Genomic DNA, 15,678 nt, shown 5'->3' with positions numbered 1-15,678 from the left:
TATTAATCACCATATTGCAATAAAATTGCCGTAATATTATCCAGGCCGCCGCTGCGGTTAGCCTGGTTTACAAGCTCCTCTAAAACCTGTTCGCCGGTAAGCCGGCTAAGATTGGTTCTAATGCTTTGGTAAATTTCCTGGTCGTTTAACATGCTGGTAAGTCCATCTGTACAAAGTAACAGAATATCTCCAGGTCCCCACTCCATTGATCCGCACTCCACCGCAATAGTTTGGCTGGTTCCTACTGCACGGGTAAGCATATTTCTTTGAGGGTGAGACTGAATTTCCTCCTGCGTTATACTGCCGTTTAAAAACAGTTCCCATACCAGAGAATGATCATTAGTCAGCTGGCAGATAGAATTATCCTGAATCAAGTATAAACGGCTGTCACCGACATGACTCCAGTAGACATGATTCCCTTCAATGTAAGCAGCCGTTACGGTAGTTCCCATCCCGAGATACTCCGTTTGCCGTAACGACATTTCATAGATCAGCGTATTAGCCTGACAAATTGCCTCTTCCATTAGTTGTTCAATAGGCATAGACCCGGCCTGCTTTTCAATAAATTCAGTAAACGCCTTAATGGCTAGGCTGCTGGCAACTTCACCGGCCGCATGCCCTCCCATTCCGTCTGCTACTCCGAAAAAGTTTGGAGGATGAAAGGCATAACTATCTTCATTAATTTCTCTCACTTTGCCAATATCCGACTTTACATGAGCTAACAAACCGATCACCTCTCAAACTTGAAACTTACTGTTCCAATGCGGATGATATCGCCATTTTGCAGCAATATCTCTTCATTCACAGGCTGGTTATTAAGCAAAGTACCATTCGTACTATTTAAATCGGCCAGCCAATATTTATTGTTCTGTCTGGCAATGCAGGCGTGTTCATGTGAAACCACACTTTGATTAATCACTATGTGATTTTCTTCACCCCGGCCAATCGTAAGCGTATCCTCTATCCTCCAGAATGACTTTGCCAACATAACGCTACCTCGTTCAAATACTTTTAAAGCTGCACAAGGCTGATCAGCTTTACTGTCAGCCCTTAAATCCGCATGAATTATCTTCAATGTATTCCATAAAAAAATATAAATAAAAACAACCAGACTGTACTGCAACAGTATACTGACTGCATTAAGCACCCCAAATTTATCCGGCAACTTATTTCACCTCATATAAAATCACCGTATTCCCCATCTTAATACGTTCTCCACCTTGCAACACCTTTCGGCTGACACGCTGTCCATTGACATAGGTACCGTTCAGGCTTTTCGCGTCATGTAACACATGACAATCTTCCTCAAAAGAGATATACGCATGCAGTCGTGACATATTCATATCGGTTAAAGCCAGTTCGTTACCTTCTCTCCTGCCGAGATTGATTCTGCCCTTTCCCAGCTTAACCGTCTTACCGGTATCAATTCCTTCTATTACTCTCAAAACAGCAGACAATGCTCTTTTATTCTCTATAATAGGGCTGATTTTATTAAAAATACGGGTATCCGACAATGCTTGTTGCGAATGATTTACTCCCCTTTGGGCAAGAGGTTCGATAAACTGTGTAGTGATTTGAAAATTACCGGCTGCCACTTGTTTGTCTTGATCGAATGTTATAAGCGGCTCTCCAATAATCGTATAACCTTTTTGTCTGACTCCGTCGGTTATGTACCCGGATAATTCTTCACAGATCGCATCCTTATAGGGCTTTAAACGTTCGTAATCCATTGGATTTAAATAAATCGTGTAACTATTGGGAACATAGATATTATCCACGCTGATTGACCGTTCATCATCCATCTTCTGCAATAAATGCTTGGCAATCTCAACCGGCTGTAATCCACCGGAAAGTTTCTTCAAAAAAAAACCCTCTATATACGTCTCAAATAGAGTCTCAAGATTACGAATAAATTTTACACCCATAATGAATACACTCCAATTCTTATAGATGTATTATACGCCATATTTCCAATATAGTCAAAATCAAGCATTATTATACAAAAGATCGCTATAACTCTTCTAGGACTTATCCGTGTCTATATTTTTTTGTCTCAGTTGACCACAGGCGGCTTGGATATCCGTCCCCATCTCCTTTCGAACGGTAACATTAATCTTATTGTCCAGCAGCACTCTTTCAAATTGTTTGACCTTAGCCACAACAGGACGTAATAAGCCCCGTTCCGGAACAGAATTGACCGGAATCAGATTAACACTTGCCAACCTGTGCCGCAGCAGTCCGGCAAGTTCTTTTGCGTCTTCAATATGGTCGTTATAACCGGCAATCAATGTATATTCATACGTAACCCTCCTGCCGGTACAGGCTGCATAACGGTCACCGGCTGCCAGCAGGCTTGCGATATTGTAGCGCCTGTTTACAGGCATAATCTTTGACCGTACGTTGTCGTTGGCTCCATGCAATGAAATGGATAACGTAATCGGTAATTTTTCTTCGGACAAACGGTCTATTTCCGGTATTAGTCCGGAGGTGGATAAAGTAATACTGCGATAACTTATGTTTAGCACATACTCCTCATGGCACAGGCGAATAAACTTCAACACATTATCATAATTGGCTAAAGGTTCTCCCATTCCCATAATGACAATAGTGTCTATTTTTTCTCTTTTTACAGCCAGGTAAGAATCAATATAGAGTATTTGAGAAATGATCTCTCCCGCCGTTAAATTTCTGGTCAACCCATACAAAGTAGATGCACAAAAAGCACAGCCCATCGCACAGCCTACCTGAGTGGAAACGCAGACACTATTGCCATAGGGCTGACGCATAAGCACGGTTTCAACTGTCGTTTGGTCGGAAAAGGCTAACAGGAATTTACTCGTTTTTCCATCTGCAGAGTGTAAAGAATCTTTTATTTTATAATTTCTAATCAAAAAATGTTCACTAAGCAACCGACGTGTTTCTTTTGATAAGTTAGTCATATCCGAAAAATCATCCACGTGATATCGATACATCCAGTCAGCTATTTGCCTGGCACGATAAGCCGGTAACTTGAACGGCTTAATTGCAGCAGCTATCTCATCGACATACATACCTGGCAAAGCAATCTTCAATTTGCTCCACCTACTTTAGCCTTCATCATCCGTGCAATGAAAAAACCGTCAATGCGATCAACATGAGGCCATAATTGAATTATTGCGCGATCTTGCGGTTCGGGGAGATACCACCCTGTATTTTGTAAGACAAAATCAGGGTGTTGTTGCAAAAACTGATCAACAACCCTTTGATTTTCCTCCGGTTCTGTAGTGCAGGTACTGTATACCAAAATACCACCTGGCTTTACACACTGCGCAGCACTGTACAGTATACCCCTTTGCAACTTAGGTAAATCAGCTAACATGGCGGGATTCTTCCGCCACCTGGAATCTGGTTTGCGTCTCAAAACACCGAGCCCCGAACACGGAGCATCAACCAGCACACGGTCCGCTTGTGCCGGAAAAAGCGAGCCAATCTGCGTGGCATCCAATTCTTTTGTTTCAATGATCGTTATACCCAGCCGTTTGGCATTTTCCCGAATCAGCTCTAATTTATGTTCATAAAGATCGGCAGATAACACCCGGCCTTTATTCTCCATTAATGCGGCGATATGGGTGCTTTTCCCTCCCGGTGCTCCACAAACGTCAAACACCACTTCTCCCGGCTTGGGGTCCAGCACATGGGCTACCAGCATGGAGCTTTCATCCTGAACCTGAAACAAGCCTTGCCGCAAAGACTGTAAAGAAGCAATCGCCGGATGTTCGCTGCATACGATACCTTCCGGCGTCCAGTGGGAAGCAGTGCATACCACCCCCTCTTTTAGTAAAAGGTCAACCAGTTCTGCACGGGATATTTTTAATAGATTCGTACGCATCGATAACGGGGGCGTCTCATTATTTAAGCGGCACAACTGCTCTGTGTTCTCAATGCCTAATCGTTCCACCCATCGTGCAACCATCCATTCAGGATGAAAATACTTTAAGGATAAATACCGCACCGGTTCCTGCTCCCTGTTAGGATAAATGACTTTTTCCGGATTTCTGCTTGCATTTCGCAGGACAGCATTAACAAATCTAACCGTTCCGGCATGCCCATACTTTTTAGCCAGTTCAACCGACTGATTACAGGCAGCAGACACAGGAATTTTTGATAAAAAAAATATTTGATAGATACCCATCCGCAAGATATTGCGAATGATTGGTGATACCTTGTCCAGTGAGCGCGTAAGATAGTGGCCAAGAATCCAATCCAGAGTGTTTCCGGCTTTAACCGTTCCATATACCAGTTCCGTCACAAAGCGGCGGTCCTGGTCGGAAAGCTCCCGCCTTCCAATTTCTTTTGCCAGTGCCAAATTTGCATAAGCCTGCCTGGTTTCAACGTTATTAATAATTCGAAGAGCAATCTCTCTGGAATCCATATATTCACCGCATTTATAATTATTTTGTTCCCCTATACTTTTTTACTTGCCGTTCTGAATAAAAGCTCTTACCGCATCTTCTACTTGAACCACATCAATCCGTGTATTACAACATGGCCCATTGGGACGATAATTAAGTATGCCGATAACAGGCAAAGGAAATACATCCTGAATGCCACTGGTTAGATCCCGCTCACAGGCAATAGCTAACACAGCATGCGGGCGAAGGGTCTTAATTACTTTACGGGCAAGTGTTCCTCCTGTTACAACTGCCACATGGACACCATACTTGCGCTGAATCTGCAGCAAATCTCCCACCTGACAACCACCACAGAGCCGGCAGTTCTGTATATCGCGGGTGATCTTGTGAGGGCAAGACTCCTGCTGTATGCAGTGCGGCGTAAGAATCAACAAATTTTCCGCCTTAATGTGAATATGTTTTTTCTTAATCAAATAATTACTTACTTCAATAAAAGAACGCTCTACGCGCTCTTTTTCAAAATCAAGTAATTTACCTATCCGTATGGCCAGAGGGAACAATAAATTAATGGCCGACCATGCCAGTTCCTGAAAAAAAGACAAAGTTGGCAAGCCTAGAATAGCCAGTATAATACCGGTAACGCCCGTGGCAATTAGCAATATGGTCACAGCCAGTAAACAACCTAACAGGATGGGAAGGTGTTCACTGATATTGGCCAATCCGGGAAAACTGACCCGCCAAATACCATACCCCGATAAGGCTGCAACAACAAGGCTGGCAAGAATAAGCGCAAGAAACAAACGTTTTTTAGGCCGTGGAATTGCTTCAATCAAAATTCATCACCTCTATCCTAGCCTTTCACCAATACTTACCGAATATCCTGTAACATATTCACGACTCTTCATCCGCCGCTTGCTTTCAGGCTGCAATTCGTAAATTCCAAGGGTACCCTTTCCTGTCTCAATGACAATACCATCTTCTGTGATTTCTCTTATTGTGCCAGGCTGTCCTGTGATTGCATCACTGAGAACTTTTGTTTTCCATATTTTTATTATTTTATTGTTATGGTAACTAAAAGCACCAGGCCATGGATTCAGCCCTCTTACCAAATCATGTATCGATTTAGCCGGTTTTGTCCAGTCAATGTGCTCTAATTCCCTGGTCAGAAGCGGAGCATAGGTAGCCGCATGGTGATCCTGTGGTGTGCGTGGTGCGTTGCCCGCAGCCAGTAGTTCCAACGAATGTGACAATATATCAGCACCAACGACCTTTAATCTGTCGTGAAGATCTCCCGTCGTATCTTCCGGATGAATCTGAATCTCAGATTTAAGCAACATATCGCCCGTATCCATTCCCTTATCCATATACATTGTAGTAACACCGGAGATGGCTTCTCCCTTGATGACAGCCCAGTGAATGGGAGCTGCTCCCCGATACTGCGGTAATAAAGAAGCATGTACGTTGATACAGCCTAATGGAGGAATTGTTAATATCTCCGGCGATAATAATTGTCCGAAAGCCACAACAACAATAATATCCGGACATAAATCAATTAATGCGGCTACCGCAGCCGGTGATTTTATCCTTTCCGGCTGCATGACAGTCAACTTATGTTGTAATGCTGTTTCCTTCACCGGAGAGGCTGTGAGCTTCTGTCCCCGCCCTTTAGGGCGGTCCGGCTGCGTAACAACAGCAGCAATCTCATATCCATCCGAAATCAGCCGTTCCAAACAGGGTACTGCAAATTCTGGTGTTCCCATAAATACAATGCGCTTGCTGTTCGACATTATTTCTGCCCCTTATGGATTGTCTTGGCGCGCTCAATAAAGAGCACACCGTCTAAATGATCAATTTCATGCTGTAAAGCTCTTGCCAATAAACCGGTGCCCTGGATTACTATTTTTTTACCATTGCGGTTGAGAGCTTCCACAGTAACCTCAGCAAACCGCTCCACTTCGCCAAAAACTCCGGGAAGGCTTAAACATCCTTCCGTACCGGTTTCCAATTTATCCTGGGCAGTAATCACCGGATTGATTAGTTCAATAAGGCCTTCTCCGGTATCAATCACAACGATGCGCAGAGATATACCCACCTGCGGCGCTGCCAGCCCTACGCCGTCGGCTGCATACATGGTTTCCGCCATAGCGTTTAACAATTGCCTGATTTTACGATCTATTTTAACAACCGGTTCTGATATTTTTTTTAAAACCTCATCACCGGCTTTTCTAATTTCCAGGATCGCCATACATATCCTCCTTTATTCATTACGTTCCTATTATGTCCAAATTCTAACACAAATGCTGATAAAAATCCATGAAGGAAGGACTGCCGCCATGAAGTTAAATTACAAGAAAACTATACTACATGTAAAGGATCAATATCAATGATTATATTAGCCCTTCTATTAAGATTTAAATCGGATATATGTTTTTTTATTCTTTTTAATGCAAACGATTTAATTAAAATATTCATACGGAATATATTGTTAACTTTGGCAATTGTAGCCGAGAAAGGGCCTATAATTTCGTCCCCCGGGCATTTTCTCAGCATAGGTTGCAGTAACCTTACAATTTCCTCTGCCTGCCGTCGTGCATCAATTTCGTCGGCCGAAAAAACGGTTATTTTGAGCAATTCGGTAAAAGGAGGATAATTAAGTATACGCCGGGCTTTAATCTCTTCAGTATAAAAATCAACATAACTATGATTTTGACTTGCCATAATAGCATAATGCTCCGGGTTATATGTTTGTATAATAACCCTTCCTTTTTTTGAACCCCGTCCGGCACGCCCGGCCGCTTGAGTCAACAAAGCAAATGTGCGCTCCGCTGAACGAAAATCCGGAAGATTTAATGCCGAATCTGCGGAAATAATACCAACCGCCGTCACGTTCTTAATGTCATGACCCTTAGCTACCATCTGAGTTCCCAGCAGAATATCATATTCACCGTTTGCAAATGCATGCAGAATACGGTCATGTGCCATCTTACCAACAGTTGAGTCCTGATCCATTCTGGCAACCCGGGCGTTGGGCAACAGTTTCGATAACTCTTCTTCCATTTTTTGCGTACCGGTTCCAAAAAAGCGGATATAACGGCTGGAGCATTTTGGGCAAACATCCGGAACTGGCATTTTACCCTGGCAATAATGGCACTGAAGGGTATGATTCGTATTATGATAGACCATGGACACACTGCAGCGTGTACAGCGAATAATGTGCCCGCACTCCCGGCAGAGCACAAATGTCGAATACCCTCTGCGATTCAATAATATAATGGCTTGTTCCTTCCGGAACAATGTCTCCGTTAATAAATGCTGCAACGGCAAGGAAATGACACTGCGGCGTCCTTGCATCATTTCCTCACGCATATCAACAATCCGCACTTCAGGCAATGCCTGTTGTTGAACACGTGAGCACATGGCAAGTAAGGTATGTTTTCCTGCTAATGCCTGATAGTAAGTTTCAATAGAAGGTGTAGCACTGCCCATCAGCAGTACGGCTCCCTCCAGACCTGCCCGAATCATAGCAACAGTTTTTGTATGATAATGAGGTGTTTCCTCCTGCTTATAAGTAAATTCATGCTCTTCATCAATCACAATAATGCCTAGCCGTTTTACCGGTGAAAAGACAGCCGATCGCGCCCCAATCACAATACCGGCTGTTCCGGTACGTATTTTTTCCCAGGCATCATAACGCTCTCCTACCGATAACTTGCTGTGCATAACAACAACGTCGTCACCGAACCGCGCCTTAAAGCGGGCAATAATTTGGCTGGTCAATGCGATTTCCGGCACCAAAACGATGGCCTGACGGCCAATTTCTCTTACTTTGGCCACTGCTTCCAGGTATACCTGTGTTTTTCCGCTGCCGGTAACGCCATGCAAAAGATAGGATTGATATTCACCCGTCTGTATCGAAGCAATTAGTGGTTCCAAGGCTTGTTTCTGTTCCGACGTTAACTGCACTTCGAGTGCAAATTTGGCTTTAACAGGAGAATAGCTGTCACGCAGGACCTGTTGCCTGATCAATGTAATCATGCCGCTCTCCACTAACCGGTGCACAGTACTATGGGCAATGCGCAAAGTTTTTAACTTTTTAGCTGTAAGTTTTTTCGACTGAATCATTATATTCAGTAGACGTTGTTGAGCCGGCTTATGCTTTAACCCTTGCTGGTAGATTTCTGCTATCTCCGGCTCGACTGCCAGGCATAAAATATTTTCATACTTAGCCTGCCTGGTTTTCTTCAGTTTCGTAGTACAAACAATCAAATTTTTCTTGATTAAATGCGCTAAAAGTTTACTGGCGTTACTGCCTAATTCTTTTCTTAATTTAACCTGGGAGACTGCGCCGTTTTCCTGTAAATAAAGCAGCGCACGTTGTTCTTCTGCAGATAGGTTAATGCTATTTTGCTCTACGTTGGTATTAACGCTATACTCTTTTTTATTGTTTATGCCCGTTTTGCCCGGTATAAACAACCGCATTGCCTCGGCCAGAGAACATAAGTAGTGCTCACTTATCTGTTTGGCGGCAGACAGCATATACTCATTAAACCATGCCTGATTGTCCAATACATCCAGTAAAGGCTTTAGCTCACAATTGTCAGGGACTTCACTGCCGACAGACACAATGAAGCCTTCGAGTCTTCTATTACCAAAAGGAACAATAACCCTCCATCCAACGTTTACAAATTGTAAATTTCCAGGAATAACATAAGCAAAAATCTTGCTGATGTTTCGGACCGGCAAGTTTATACAAACGTGAGCTACCATATCCATACCATATCTCCAGTCAAAGAAGAAGAGGACTATACAGTCCTCCCTCTTCTTTCTATCTTATTAAACTATTTTACAATAATATGATAAAGTTTTTCAAGGCAAAAGTTATATATTCGCCTCTTTGCGCAAAATATCCGCTTTGTCTGTCCGTTCCCATGGCAGATCGATATCCGTACGGCCAAAATGTCCGTAAGCTGCCGTCTGACGATAAATCGGACGCCGCAGATCCAACGTCTTGATAATACCCGCAGGGCGAAGATCAAAATGCTTTTCAATCAGGCTGGTGATTATTTTTTCATCCACTTTGGCAGTGCCAAAAGTCTCAACCATAATAGACACCGGGCGTGCAATGCCAATTGCATAGGCAAGCTGAATTTCACACTTGTCAGCTAGCCCGGCCGCTACAACATTTTTTGCTACATAACGTGCAGCATAAGCAGCAGAACGGTCAACTTTTGTTGGATCTTTTCCGGAAAAAGCTCCGCCGCCATGGCGAGCCATGCCACCATAGGTATCCACTATAATTTTCCGGCCGGTCAAACCGGCATCTCCCTGCGGTCCTCCGACAACAAACCGGCCGGTCGGATTAATGTAGTATTTGGTATTAGCGTCTAAAAATTCACTGGGAACTATAGGCTGAATCACCTTTGTTATCATATCTTTCTCAATCGTCACAGCATCAACTTCAGGACCATGCTGCGTCGAGATGACAATCGTATCCACACGTTTAGGAACGCCACCTACATATTCTACGGTAACCTGGGTTTTCCCATCGGGACGAAGATAATCCACCTCACCCCGTTTCCGGATATCGGTTAGTCTTTTGGCCATTTTATGGGCCAGCGCAATAGTAAGCGGCATATACTCCGGCGTTTCATTTGTCGCATAACCAAACATCATGCCCTGGTCACCGGCACCGATAGCTTCAATGATGTCCATCTCGCCTTTTTTAGCTTCCAAAGCCTTATCTACTCCCAAAGCAATGTCCGGAGATTGTTCATCAATAGAAATCAATACGCCGCAGGTTTCACCGTCAAAGCCAAATTTAGCCCGGGTATAGCCAATATCTTTAATCGTCTGGCGGATAATATGCGGAATATCTACATAGCATTTTGTCGTAATTTCCCCGGCCACATGCACCTGACCTGTAGTCACTAACGTTTCGCAAGCTACTCTGGCAGTCGGATCTTGAGCCAGAATGGCATCCAGTATACTGTCGGAAATTTGATCGGCAATCTTATCCGGATGGCCTTCGGTAACCGACTCAGATGTAAACAGTACTCTTTTTTCTGCCACAAAAAAACCTCCCTATCAATCAAAAAATAAAACCCTCCAAAACGGGAGAGCCTCTATTTCTCCCATCTTGTAGCAAATGCCACAGGAATTGGCACCTTGTCAGTAAAAACTAACGGTTGCCGCGGTTTCATCGGGCCATTCCCTCCACCTGCTCTTGATGAGTGTAACTATGTAGTTTTCATCAAAGTAATTGTAAATTAACCGAACTTAAAAAGCAACTATTTTTTTAACTTTACCCGGATTTTATCTAAAATAACATGAGCTAACTGAATTTTCGTCATTTGCAAAAATTCCTCCTTCAGTCCGTCACGGTAGAGAATTTTCACGGTATTGGTATCGTAATCAAAGCCTGCCCCCGGTTTCGTCACATCATTAGCAATAATCATGTCCAAATTTTTTTTATTTAACTTGTCTGTTGCATTTTGAATCAGCGATTCCGTCTCTGCCGCAAATCCGACTAAAAACTGGTTCTGTTTCAGTTGTCCCAGTTCCTTAAGAATGTCCGGATTTTTCTCCAATACGAGTGTAAGAGTATCATCATTTTTTTTGATTTTTTGCAACTGTACTGTTTTCGGTTTATAATCAGCAACTGCTGCCGCCTTAATGACAATATCGGCATCCGGATATTCCGCCAAGACTGCCTGTCTCATTTCAGCCGCCGTTTCAATATATTTTACAGAAACATGTTCCGGTACCGACAGTTTCGTTGGAGCCGAGATCAATGTTACTCGCCCTCCACGTGCTGCCGCTGCTGCCGCCAGCGCATATCCCATTTTTCCGCTGGAATGATTACCAATATATCTGACCGGATCGATTGGTTCGCGTGTTCCACCAGCAGTAATGAGGAATTTTTTATCCGAAAAATCACAGGGAATAGAAGCGTTGATCGTAAACGGGGCAAAGGTTTGACAGATGTACTCGACAATTGCCGACGGCTCTGGTAACCGGCCTTGTCCTTCAACACCGCAAGCCAGCATTCCGCTGGCCGGTTCAATAAACCGGTAACCTAAGCCGGCCAGCTTGCTTATATTTTCTTGCACTATCGGATTTACATACATTTCGGTATTCATAGCCGGGGCGATGATAACCGGGGCTTTTGTCGCCATCACCGTAGTCGACAGGGTATCATCGGCAATACCATTGGCTATCTTGCCGATGATATTTGCCGTAGCCGGTGCAATAAGAAATAAATCCGCCCACTTTGCCAGCGCAATATGTTCGACATTCCAGTGCTTAATCTCGCTCCACATTGCTACGGCTACAGGATTTCCACTCATTTCACGGAAAGTCAAAGCCGAAACAAACTGTGTTGCAGCTTCGGTCATAATCACCTGGACAACCGCTCCAGCTTTTTTTAAACGACTGACAATTTCTACGGCTTTATATGCGGCAATTCCTCCACTCACTCCCAGGACAATCTTTTTCCCGTTCAGCATGGAAAAGCCTCCTATTTTATACCGGTTTTCGTTCTTTCATATGAAATTTGATCCTGGGAAACTTCTTCTAAGGCAATTGTGACCTGTTTATTCGATTTGCAATCAACAAGCGCTGCATCCCCGTCCATGAGTTCGCGTGCGCGTTTAGCCGCTAAAACAACCAACGTATATTTACTATCCACCTTTGTCACTAACACATCTAGTGAAGGATGAATCATAAGGCATTCCTCCGTCATCAATATTATTTGACTGCGCCACAGGTACAAACGGTGTCAATAATACAGCCGTTTCGTTTGGCGCTACATTTTTCAGCAGTTATGATTGCCAAAATTTTATCAACAGCATCCTCAACCCGATCATTCACTACGACATAATGATAGTCATAGGCGGAATTTAATTCTCTCGAAGCAGAGCTAAGCCTCTTTTGGATCGACTCTTCACTGTCGGTACCACGTTTATGGATACGATCCGCCAACTCATTAAGAGAAGGAGGAACAATATAAATAAATACCCCCTCGGGAAATTTACTTTTTATCTGTAAAGCTCCTTGCGTATCAATCTCCAAAATAACATCCTTGCCAGCGGCTAAAAGTTCCATAACATAACGGCGCGGCGTTCCATAACAATTACCGTATACATTGGCCCATTCCAATAAATCGTCATCAGCGATCATCTTTTGAAATTGATCCGTGGAAACAAACCAATAATTTATACCGTCCTGTTCTCCTGTCCGTGGAGGACGTGTAGTAGCTGAAACGGAATAATGCAAATCGGGATATTTACGCAACAATTCCTGGCAAATTGTTCCTTTACCCGCTCCCGACGGGCCGGATAAAACAATTAAAATTCCTTGCTGCGTCATATAAAACTGCTCCTTTCAAAAAAACAACTACTCGGCGCTCTCGTCGGTGGTATCTTTGCTGGCCAGCCGATGTGCTACAGTTTCCGGCTGGACAGCTGATAAAATCACATGGTCGCTATCGGCAATAATTACTGCGCGGGTCCGGCGGCCATAGGTGGCATCAATCAGCATACCACGGTCTCGCGCCTCCTGAATAATACGTTTGATAGGGGCGGACTCAGGACTGACGATAGAAACAATACGATTGGCAGAAACGATATTCCCGAAGCCAATATTAATCAGTTTAATTTCCATATGAATTCCTCCTATTTCTTTATAACAAAATTCTTAGTTTACTCTATATTCTGGATTTGTTCTCTGATCTTCTCAATTTCGCTTTTTAATTCTACTACAATATTGGCCACATAAAAATCATTCGCCTTAGAGGCAATCGTATTCGTCTCTCTGTTAATCTCCTGCACAATAAAGTCAAGTTTACGTCCTACCGCCGCTTCAGCATATACGGCGGTTTTAATCTGCGCTAAATGACTTTGTAAACGAACCAGTTCCTCAGTGAAATTAATACGGTCGGCTACTATCGCCGTCTCCTGTAAAAGCCTGGACTCGTCTAATTCCACATGTAAAGAGGCCAAGACTTCACGCATGCGTCCCAGCATTTTCTCGCGATATTCACTAACAATTTGCGGCGCCCGTTCCTCAATAGCCAGAATATGTGAAGACAACGTATCAATACGTACCAATAAATCTTTTTGTATATTGGCCCCTTCAGTTGACCGCATCAGCATTAAATTCTCAGTGGCTACATCAATTGCCTGCGACAATTTAGGCCATAAAGCCGCCGCATCCTCCATAAACTCCTCAACCTGGATAACCTCAGGGTACCTTGCTATCTGATAAATATTTTCATATTGAGAACCGGTATCACCGCCAAATAAATCCGCCAATTCTTTCAATGCATTATGGTAAGCGATAGCCAACTCTTTGTCAACCCTTACCACACGATTCTTTTTCACATATTCCTCCATATTAATAAAAACGTCAATACGTCCGCGCACTAAGCTCTTTGAAATCTGACGCCTAATTTTATCTTCCAATGCGTTCAGATTCTTGGGCATCCGTATTACAATCTCGTTGTACCGATGGTTAACCGCTTTAATTTCTACGATCATACGGTGATCATTGTCCCAATATTCCCCTCGTCCAAAACCGGTCATACTTTTCAGCAAGGTAAGCTGCACCTTCCTTTGCGTATTTTATTATTGACGGTAAAAATTATAATTAACCTTAATTTTTCTCTATATTACTTCGCTTTGCTTCGCATAATTCCTTTATATCCGCAAAAGTAACATACCACACTATCTGAACTATCTGATTTGCGGTATGTTAAAATAAAACCGATGTTCACGTTTGTCTTGTGTGCTGACTACTAACATGCCCGGACTGTCCATGAAAATATCTTTTTCCTTAAAATAAAAATAACACTGCGACATATATAAAGAGTTGCCTCCCGGGCCGGCCGTCTTAACCGCTTCGGCCGGAATTGTAGACTGCGCCACTTTAATTATTTTTTTATCCTGCTTTACTGTTGCCGTCGCACCTTGGACAAAAGTTGCATCGCCGCCAAATAATACGGCACTGAAAATAATATAACCAGAGTAGTCCTGCAAGGTCTTATCGCTGTCCTCTATCTCCACTTTTTCTCCCCGGCCCGCCTTATCGCGGGCATCTATCGCAATTAGCAGAAATGGAGTATAAAGATAAGCGCGTTCAGCAAACTCATCCAATTTAGGAGCGCGTTCCTCAAAAGACATCCACGGAGCTAAAAAAGTGGAATAATCTGCTTGAAATTTTGATGTGCCGTAAGCTTGAGCTTGTTTTATCACGTCTAGATTAATCGATGAAATAGCTGATACCTGACTGCTTAATACCAGTAACAAAGCTAATGCCAGACAGATAATTCTCATGAAGCACCTCCTTAGCCTTATGGCGTATATTATTACACTTTCACTGGAAAAATTCCTTTAACGGAATGAAAAAAGTCGTCTGCTCCAAAGACGACAAATCCCCGACGGCAACTAAAGGATATATTCGCCACGAAAGACTTCAACAGCTGGCCCGCTCATAAATACATGGTTGTTATTGTCCCATTCTACTTCCAATGTGCCACCATCCAAATGAATCGAAGCCTTCCTGTCGGTTTTATCATTTAACACACTTGCAGCTAACGTAGCACAAGCTCCGGTACCGCAAGCCAGTGTAATTCCCGCTCCCCGTTCCCATACACGCATGCGAATGTTCTGTCCGTCCAAAATTTGTGCAAATTCCACGTTGACTTTATTGGGAAACATACCATGGGTTTCTATTTTCGGACCAATTTGAGATAAGTTAATCTTATCGATATCCGAAACAAAAATCACACAATGGGGATTCCCCATGGAAAGGCAGGTTACAGAGTAGGTTTCATCCGCTAACGTCAATGGGACATTGACCGCCAGCTCGGCTACATTGCCCTGCACGGGAATTTCTCCGCGTTTTAACTTTGGCTGCCCCATATCCACACATACTCCTGTTATCTTACCGTGCGCAAAGAGTAATTCCGGTATAATAATTCCGGCACCGGTCTGCAGGCTGATTTTGGTTTTATCAGTCAGGCCGCGTTCGTATACGTAACGGGCAACACAACGAGTCACATTACCGCACATTTCGGCTTCACTGCCATCAGAATTAAAAATTCTCATACGAAAATCCGCCACATCCGAAGGTAAAATAGCAACCAGTCCATCGGCTCCGACACCAAGATGGCGGTCACAAACCTGAATTGCTGTCCCGCGATAATCCCTTATGGTTTCTTTAAAACAATCTACAATAACAAAGTCATTCCCTAAGCCATGCCATTTAGTAAAATGAAACCCCACTTTAC

General features: G+C 43.4%; 17 protein-coding genes and 1 riboswitch. All 17 genes read right to left on the bottom strand.

The window, feature by feature from the left end:
- Positions 1–2: 2 nt before the first annotated feature.
- Complete coding sequence (locus P22_RS01440; protein WP_054258414.1) at positions 3–725, bottom strand: Stp1/IreP family PP2C-type Ser/Thr phosphatase; 723 nt, start codon at positions 723–725, stop codon at positions 3–5.
- A 5-nt stretch (positions 726–730) separates the two neighbouring features.
- Positions 731–1,165 carry an FHA domain-containing protein gene (locus P22_RS21425; RefSeq protein WP_054258413.1) on the bottom strand — a complete coding sequence of 145 codons (435 nt, stop codon included), beginning with the start codon at positions 1,163–1,165 and terminating at the stop codon, positions 731–733.
- A 1-nt stretch (position 1,166) separates the two neighbouring features.
- Complete coding sequence (locus P22_RS01430) at positions 1,167–1,925, bottom strand: FhaA domain-containing protein (protein WP_054258412.1); 759 nt, start codon at positions 1,923–1,925, stop codon at positions 1,167–1,169.
- 96 nt (positions 1,926–2,021) lie between these two features.
- Positions 2,022–3,071: a dual-specificity RNA methyltransferase RlmN gene (rlmN, locus tag P22_RS01425; protein WP_072169767.1), complete on the bottom strand. Its 1,050-nt coding sequence runs from the start codon at positions 3,069–3,071 to the stop codon at positions 2,022–2,024.
- Positions 3,068–4,411, bottom strand: a complete 1,344-nt coding sequence (gene rsmB, locus P22_RS01420; RefSeq protein ID WP_054258411.1) for a 16S rRNA (cytosine(967)-C(5))-methyltransferase RsmB — start codon at positions 4,409–4,411, stop codon at positions 3,068–3,070. The genes rlmN and rsmB overlap by 4 nt, the downstream gene beginning before the upstream one ends.
- 42 nt (positions 4,412–4,453) lie before the next feature.
- Complete coding sequence (locus tag P22_RS01415; RefSeq protein WP_054258410.1) at positions 4,454–5,224, bottom strand: DUF116 domain-containing protein; 771 nt, start codon at positions 5,222–5,224, stop codon at positions 4,454–4,456.
- 12 nt (positions 5,225–5,236) lie between these two features.
- Positions 5,237–6,178, bottom strand: coding sequence for a methionyl-tRNA formyltransferase (gene fmt, locus P22_RS01410; RefSeq protein WP_054258409.1), 942 nt, complete (start codon positions 6,176–6,178; stop codon positions 5,237–5,239).
- Positions 6,178–6,636, bottom strand: coding sequence for a peptide deformylase (gene def / locus P22_RS01405; protein WP_054258408.1), 459 nt, complete (start codon positions 6,634–6,636; stop codon positions 6,178–6,180). The genes fmt and def overlap by 1 nt, the downstream gene beginning before the upstream one ends.
- 110 nt (positions 6,637–6,746) lie before the next feature.
- Entirely contained in the window at positions 6,747–9,158 is a 2,412-nt protein-coding gene (gene priA, locus P22_RS01400) for a primosomal protein N' (protein WP_235814528.1), read from the bottom strand.
- Between the two features lie 111 nt (positions 9,159–9,269).
- Positions 9,270–10,460 carry a methionine adenosyltransferase gene (gene metK, locus P22_RS01395; protein WP_054258406.1) on the bottom strand — a complete coding sequence of 397 codons (1,191 nt, stop codon included), beginning with the start codon at positions 10,458–10,460 and terminating at the stop codon, positions 9,270–9,272.
- Between the two features lie 59 nt (positions 10,461–10,519).
- Positions 10,520–10,624, bottom strand: a riboswitch (SAM riboswitch).
- A gap of 54 nt (positions 10,625–10,678) precedes the next feature.
- Positions 10,679–11,896, bottom strand: a complete 1,218-nt coding sequence (gene coaBC, locus P22_RS01390) for a bifunctional phosphopantothenoylcysteine decarboxylase/phosphopantothenate--cysteine ligase CoaBC (protein WP_054258405.1) — start codon at positions 11,894–11,896, stop codon at positions 10,679–10,681.
- 11 nt (positions 11,897–11,907) lie between these two features.
- Entirely contained in the window at positions 11,908–12,114 is a 207-nt protein-coding gene (rpoZ, locus tag P22_RS01385) for a DNA-directed RNA polymerase subunit omega (protein WP_054258404.1), read from the bottom strand.
- A gap of 23 nt (positions 12,115–12,137) precedes the next feature.
- Complete coding sequence (gmk, locus tag P22_RS01380; RefSeq protein WP_054258403.1) at positions 12,138–12,758, bottom strand: guanylate kinase; 621 nt, start codon at positions 12,756–12,758, stop codon at positions 12,138–12,140.
- A 27-nt stretch (positions 12,759–12,785) separates the two neighbouring features.
- Positions 12,786–13,052 (bottom strand): extracellular matrix/biofilm regulator RemA, encoded by a 267-nt coding sequence (gene remA, locus P22_RS01375; protein ID WP_054258402.1) that lies wholly within the window; start codon positions 13,050–13,052, stop codon positions 12,786–12,788.
- 38 nt (positions 13,053–13,090) lie between these two features.
- Positions 13,091–13,984 carry a YicC/YloC family endoribonuclease gene (locus P22_RS01370; RefSeq protein WP_054258401.1) on the bottom strand — a complete coding sequence of 298 codons (894 nt, stop codon included), beginning with the start codon at positions 13,982–13,984 and terminating at the stop codon, positions 13,091–13,093.
- Between the two features lie 138 nt (positions 13,985–14,122).
- Positions 14,123–14,722 (bottom strand): hypothetical protein, encoded by a 600-nt coding sequence (locus P22_RS01365; RefSeq protein ID WP_054258400.1) that lies wholly within the window; start codon positions 14,720–14,722, stop codon positions 14,123–14,125.
- A 111-nt stretch (positions 14,723–14,833) separates the two neighbouring features.
- Positions 14,834–15,673, bottom strand: coding sequence for a diaminopimelate epimerase (dapF, locus tag P22_RS01360; RefSeq protein WP_054258399.1), 840 nt, complete (start codon positions 15,671–15,673; stop codon positions 14,834–14,836).
- Positions 15,674–15,678 lie beyond the last annotated feature (5 nt).

The sequence above is a fragment of the Propionispora sp. 2/2-37 genome, from assembly GCF_001298735.1.
In the GTDB taxonomy this organism is placed as follows: domain Bacteria; phylum Bacillota; class Negativicutes; order Propionisporales; family Propionisporaceae; genus Propionispora.
This window is presented reverse-complemented; position numbering and strand designations above follow the sequence as displayed.

Excerpts from the sequence above, each read along its gene's own strand:
- P22_RS01430 (WP_054258412.1), bottom strand. The coding sequence starts at position 1,925 with ATGGGTGTAAAATTTATTCGTAATCTTGAGACTCTATTTGAGACGTAT.
- rsmB (WP_054258411.1), bottom strand. The coding sequence starts at position 4,411 with ATGGATTCCAGAGAGATTGCTCTTCGAATTATTAATAACGTTGAAACC.
- fmt (WP_054258409.1), bottom strand. The coding sequence starts at position 6,178 with ATGTCGAACAGCAAGCGCATTGTATTTATGGGAACACCAGAATTTGCA.
- def (WP_054258408.1), bottom strand. The coding sequence starts at position 6,636 with ATGGCGATCCTGGAAATTAGAAAAGCCGGTGATGAGGTTTTAAAAAAA.
- priA (WP_235814528.1), bottom strand. The coding sequence starts at position 9,158 with ATGGTAGCTCACGTTTGTATAAACTTGCCGGTCCGAAACATCAGCAAG.
- coaBC (WP_054258405.1), bottom strand. The coding sequence starts at position 11,896 with ATGCTGAACGGGAAAAAGATTGTCCTGGGAGTGAGTGGAGGAATTGCC.
- rpoZ (WP_054258404.1), bottom strand. The coding sequence starts at position 12,114 with ATGATTCATCCTTCACTAGATGTGTTAGTGACAAAGGTGGATAGTAAA.
- gmk (WP_054258403.1), bottom strand. The coding sequence starts at position 12,758 with ATGACGCAGCAAGGAATTTTAATTGTTTTATCCGGCCCGTCGGGAGCG.
- remA (WP_054258402.1), bottom strand. The coding sequence starts at position 13,052 with ATGGAAATTAAACTGATTAATATTGGCTTCGGGAATATCGTTTCTGCC.
- P22_RS01365 (WP_054258400.1), bottom strand. The coding sequence starts at position 14,722 with ATGAGAATTATCTGTCTGGCATTAGCTTTGTTACTGGTATTAAGCAGT.